General features: G+C 43.8%; 6 protein-coding genes and 1 tRNA gene. All 7 read left to right on the top strand.

The features are described 5' to 3' along the window. Positions 1-1,565: APC family permease (locus Q0C15_RS05920; protein ID WP_297217305.1), on the top strand; the 1,565-nt coding region annotated here is incomplete at its 5' end. A gap of 340 nt (positions 1,566-1,905) precedes the next feature. Beyond that, entirely contained in the window at positions 1,906-2,772 is an 867-nt protein-coding gene (locus tag Q0C15_RS05925) for a heme o synthase (protein ID WP_297217306.1), read from the top strand. 146 nt (positions 2,773-2,918) lie between these two features. Continuing rightward, positions 2,919-3,287, top strand: coding sequence for a 50S ribosomal protein L18e (locus Q0C15_RS05930; RefSeq protein ID WP_297217308.1), 369 nt, complete (start codon positions 2,919-2,921; stop codon positions 3,285-3,287). A gap of 4 nt (positions 3,288-3,291) precedes the next feature. Next, the gene (locus tag Q0C15_RS05935; RefSeq protein ID WP_297217310.1) at positions 3,292-3,702 is read left to right on the top strand and encodes a 50S ribosomal protein L13; all 411 of its coding nucleotides are present in this window, start codon (positions 3,292-3,294) and stop codon (positions 3,700-3,702) included. A 1-nt stretch (position 3,703) separates the two neighbouring features. Continuing rightward, positions 3,704-4,102: a 30S ribosomal protein S9 gene (locus tag Q0C15_RS05940; protein ID WP_110640407.1), complete on the top strand. Its 399-nt coding sequence runs from the start codon at positions 3,704-3,706 to the stop codon at positions 4,100-4,102. Positions 4,103-4,107: 5 nt separating this feature from the next. Further along, positions 4,108-4,326 (top strand): DNA-directed RNA polymerase subunit N, encoded by a 219-nt coding sequence (locus Q0C15_RS05945; RefSeq protein ID WP_110640647.1) that lies wholly within the window; start codon positions 4,108-4,110, stop codon positions 4,324-4,326. Further along, positions 4,327-4,399: transfer RNA gene (locus tag Q0C15_RS05950), tRNA-Pro, on the top strand. The last annotated feature ends 206 nt before the right edge of the window (positions 4,400-4,605 follow it).

A 4,605-nucleotide genomic window follows, 5' to 3' on the forward strand; every position in this document is an offset into this window, starting at 1 on the left:
CGGGATGGTTGTTCGCTGCTGCGGGAGCGTCTATGCTGGCTGGACCGGCTGCCATACTGTCATGGATCATAGGCGGTCTGATAGTGCTGGTAATTGCGCTGGTCTATGCAGAGCTTGGAGGTATGATCCCCAGATCTGGGGCGATCGTAAGATACGGGCAGTATTCCCACGGTGGCCTTGCAGGATTTTTGTTCGGCTGGGCATACTTTCTCAGTGCTGTATCCGTACCTGCAATAGAGGCAGAGGGTGTTATAACATATGCGGGCACATATGTGCATGGGCTAGTTACAAGTACTGGTGTGCTCACAGCACCTGGAATTGTGCTTGCTGCTCTGCTGATGCTTGGATTCTTCTTCTTGAACTACTTCGGCATCAAGGTGATGGGTAAAACAAACACCGGTATGACGTGGTGGAAACTTATAATCCCTTCAGCGACAGTTGCATTGCTTCTTGCTGTACACTTCAACATAAGCAACTTCTTCCTGAAAACCGGCTTCGTCACCTATGGCTGGTCAAGTGTGTTCGAAGCTATTTCCGTTTCAGGCATAGTCTTCTCGTATCTCGGCTTCAGGCAGGCACTTGATTATGGTGGTGAAGCGAAGAATCCCCAGAGATCGGTTCCGATAGCTACCGTTCTTTCAGTGATCATAGGTATTGCACTATACACACTGCTTCAGGTTGTCTTCATAGGCCAGGTCAACTGGGCAGCTGTTGGTGTCGCTCCAGGGCAATGGGCAGATCTGCAGGGCGGAGTTGTTACCGCACCATTTGCGACACTTGCCAGCTCTGCGGGCATGGTTTTCTTGGCCTATTTCCTCTTTGCTGATGCGTATGTGTCGCCTTCAGGTACGCTCAATGTTTATCTGGGTACATCACAGAGAACTCTCTATGGGCTTGCAACCCTGGGCTATCTTGGAAAATCAATGTCTGATGTGAATGCGAAAACTAGGGTACCTATTCTGCCATTGATAGCATCGTTGATAATAGGTTACATATTCTTCGCGCCGTTTCCAAGCTGGTACAAGCTCGTTGGCTTCATATCATCGTCAACAGTATTCACGTACATAGTGGGCGGATCGGCGCTCCAGGTATTCAGGAGGGAGGCATCGGAACTCAAGAGGCCATTCAAGCTGAAGGGCGCATCAATACTCAGCCCCATTGCGTTTGTCGGTGCCACGCTGATCGTATACTGGAGCGGCTGGCCACTTGTCGCATACCTCGTCATCGCAATACTTCTGGGACTCCTGGTGTATCTGGTGTTCTATGCGGCTGGGAAATCAGCTATAAACATCTTCTCAGGGAAGCATTTCAAGGGTGGAGCCTGGCTTCTTGCGTATATGGGCGTAATAACGCTACTATCATATTTCGGTGAGAAACCATATGGAGGAACCGGACTAATTCCTTTCCCATGGGACTTCCTGGTTATGATAGTGGTAGCCATAGCTTTCTATTACTGGTCTGTTTATAGCGGGTTCAAGACCGATGAAATAACGGAGATAATAGAGACTAATATGCAGTATCTTCCCTCAGAGGAGGTAGCATCAGGGCCTGCTGGTAAAAAATAATTTATTTTTCTTATTTTTATCACGTTAAATGTATAATAATGATATTACGTCAAAATGATCCAGTAAAGAATAGGGTATCTGATATTAACATAGATATCTTCTTAAACTTAAAAGAATGGGAATGGTGCAGACCGAATATAAACCCGTTGATATAACAATATAGAGCCTATTCCGAATATACCCGTAGAGGCAAAAGACTTATCGATGAAAAGAAGTTCGAAGATTAAGCTGATGGATAGTTTATTTTCATCAGATAATATATTCTGTTGCTTGGAACGTCCGGTCGCAAGAAACATTAGCCCAGACACAAAATTAATCTATTGCAAAGGGATTAGACCATATGACGAGCAGAGTTGGGCTATATTTCTCCTATACCAAACCAAAGGTATGGTCCTTGCTCGTTTTTGTCGGCGCAATAGGCGCCGTCATAGCTGTACCATATTTCACAATATATTATTCACTCCTGATCCTGCTGGCAGTCGTATCGATAATGCTTGGATCCATGGGCGCTGAGGCCACGACCAACTATATAGATAAAGATATAGATGCAGTTATGTCCCGTACCATGAAAAGGCCGCTGGTAACAGGAAAGATAAAACCTAGAAACGGTCTCATATTCGGATTGGTTCTTATGTCCGCATCTATTGCACTGCTCCTTTTCTTCGGAAAAGTATACGCAGCGCTCTTTATGGTTCTAGGGCTGTTTGACAACGTTTTTGTCTATTCATACCTGACGAAGAGACGAACACCATGGAATATCATCCTAGGTGGTTTTTCTGGTGGTTTCCCGGTGGTCATCGGCTGGTATACAATAACGGATAAATTTTCAATCCTCCCATGGTTTTTGTTTTTGCTAGTGGTCGTTTGGATACCAATACATGTATGGAGTCTTGCATACAGATACAGAGACGATTATAACAGGGCGCACGTGCCCATGATGACCTCAATACATAATGACAGGATATCCGCAATATGCATATCATCAGCGGCAATTATTCTCTTTGCCTTCTCCATAATTCCTGTATTCTTCAGAGTGATGCCCTATACCTATATGATACTGGCTTCGGCCATAGCCATTCCGATGATATTCTATTCAATAGTATTTGTCAGGCATCCGGACAGAAAGAATTCTCTGAAGCTATTCATCTACAGCAGTCCTTATCTGGCCATAATATTTGTTCTGGTGGTAATCTTCAGGTTTCTATAATATTTTGAATTGGGAAAGGATATGCTGTTATCACTTATCGTTTACATCCTAACATCTCATGTCTTCATTCCTCAGGCCACATCTGCATGAGGGAAATCACAATATTTATTAAGGTCGCATTATTTGCTGTCTATCGGTGTTGATCAATGTCATTGGATGCTTCAAGGAAGACTAGCAAGGCCTTAACCTCAGAAATAGAAGTGCTCTCCACAATATCTCGGGAGAACGGATCTGAAATTTGGAGGGATATTGCGAAGAGGCTTGCATCTGGAAGGAGGAGATATGCTTCTGTTAACCTTTATAAGATCGATAGGTATGCGAAGGATGGGGATATAATAGTGGTGCCAGGCACTGTCCTCGGCGTAGGGAAGATAAGCAAGAAGGTTACCATAGGCGCATACAAATTCTCTAGATCTGCAATAGAAAAACTTTCTAATTCAGGTTGCGCCTTTATGAACATATCTGAGCTGGCAAAGGACAATCCCAAGGGGACAAATGTAAAGATAATGAGGTAAGATCATGAGAGTAATTGATGCTTCTGGTGCTATTTATGGACGGCTTTCGGCCTATGTGGCTAAGAGACTTCTGGAAGGGGAGGAGATTACCATAATCAATGCCTCCAAAGCAGTTATAACGGGTAATAGGTCTTTCGTAATTGGAAAATTCAAGGAACGCTTGGACATAGGAAGCGTTAGAAAAGGTCCGTACTATCCAAAGACACCAGAGAATATACTCCGGAGATCCATAGGAGATATGCTTCCTAAAAAGATAACGAAAGGAAAAGAAGCACTTTCAAGGTGTAGAGTATACAGGAATGTTCCATCAGATATTGAAAAGGATAAAATAGAAAAGATCGAGGGTGTTGTAACAGACAAGGTCTCAGGTATTATAACCCTTGAGGATCTTTCCAAGGAGCTAGGAGGTTATTGAAATGGATTATATCATCACAACTGGAAAAAGAAAGACAGCCGTTGCTAGAGCTGTCGCAAAAAAGGGAAAGGGTATTGTCACTATAAATGGCTATCCTGTTGAATTATACCCAGTAAGGGTTCTTCGCAATAAGATAATGGAGCCTCTGATCCTTGCTGAAGACAAGGCCAAGGACTTGGACATCGCAGTTAAGGTAAGAGGTGGCGGTGTAACTGGTCAGGCAGATGCATCTCGTACTGCAATAGCCAGGGCCATAGTGAAATATCTCAACGACACAGATCTGGAGAACCTTTTCAGGCAGTATGATCGTACACTCATTGTCAACGACGTACGTATAAAGCTGCCCAAGAAGGCTGGCGGTCGTGGCGCCAGAGCAAAGAAACAGAAATCTTACAGGTGATATGGATGATAATACCTGTGAGATGCTTCAGTTGTGGTAGGGTTATAGCCTCGGATTATGGCCGTTACATTAAACGCGTGAATGAGATCAGATCCGAGGGCAGAGAGCCAAGTCCCGAGGAGATCGAAAAGATCTTCGATGATCTCGGAATAGAGCGATATTGCTGCAGAAGGATGATCGTTTCGCACGTTGATCTGATAAACGAGATAATGCCCTTTTCTTGAGGGGCCGTGGGGTAGCTTGGTATCCTGCCAGCTTGGGGTGCTGGTGACTTGAGTTCAATTCTCAACGGCCCCATCTCTTAATTTATATATCGAATTTTAATTTCAGCGAAGTTCGATCTTCTATAAATTAGTATATTCCTTATATTTCGGGGATGATATGCAAGGAGTTCTATCAAAGTGGACTTTTTAGATATATTTTATATTCATTGCTTAATTTAAAAGAAAAGTTAGGGATTTGAAGGAAGCTGTAAATCTCAACAGCTTTAGCGATGAGATACA

Source organism: Thermoplasma sp. (assembly GCF_023256435.1).
Taxonomy (GTDB): Archaea; Thermoplasmatota; Thermoplasmata; order Thermoplasmatales; family Thermoplasmataceae; genus Thermoplasma.

Bases quoted from the DNA above. Each gene is read 5' to 3' on its own strand.
- Q0C15_RS05925 (WP_297217306.1), top strand. From the start codon at position 1,906: ATGACGAGCAGAGTTGGGCTATATTTCTCCTATACCAAACCAAAGGTA.
- Q0C15_RS05930 (WP_297217308.1), top strand. From the start codon at position 2,919: ATGTCATTGGATGCTTCAAGGAAGACTAGCAAGGCCTTAACCTCAGAA.
- Q0C15_RS05935 (WP_297217310.1), top strand. From the start codon at position 3,292: ATGAGAGTAATTGATGCTTCTGGTGCTATTTATGGACGGCTTTCGGCC.
- Q0C15_RS05940 (WP_110640407.1), top strand. From the start codon at position 3,704: ATGGATTATATCATCACAACTGGAAAAAGAAAGACAGCCGTTGCTAGA.
- Q0C15_RS05945 (WP_110640647.1), top strand. From the start codon at position 4,108: ATGATAATACCTGTGAGATGCTTCAGTTGTGGTAGGGTTATAGCCTCG.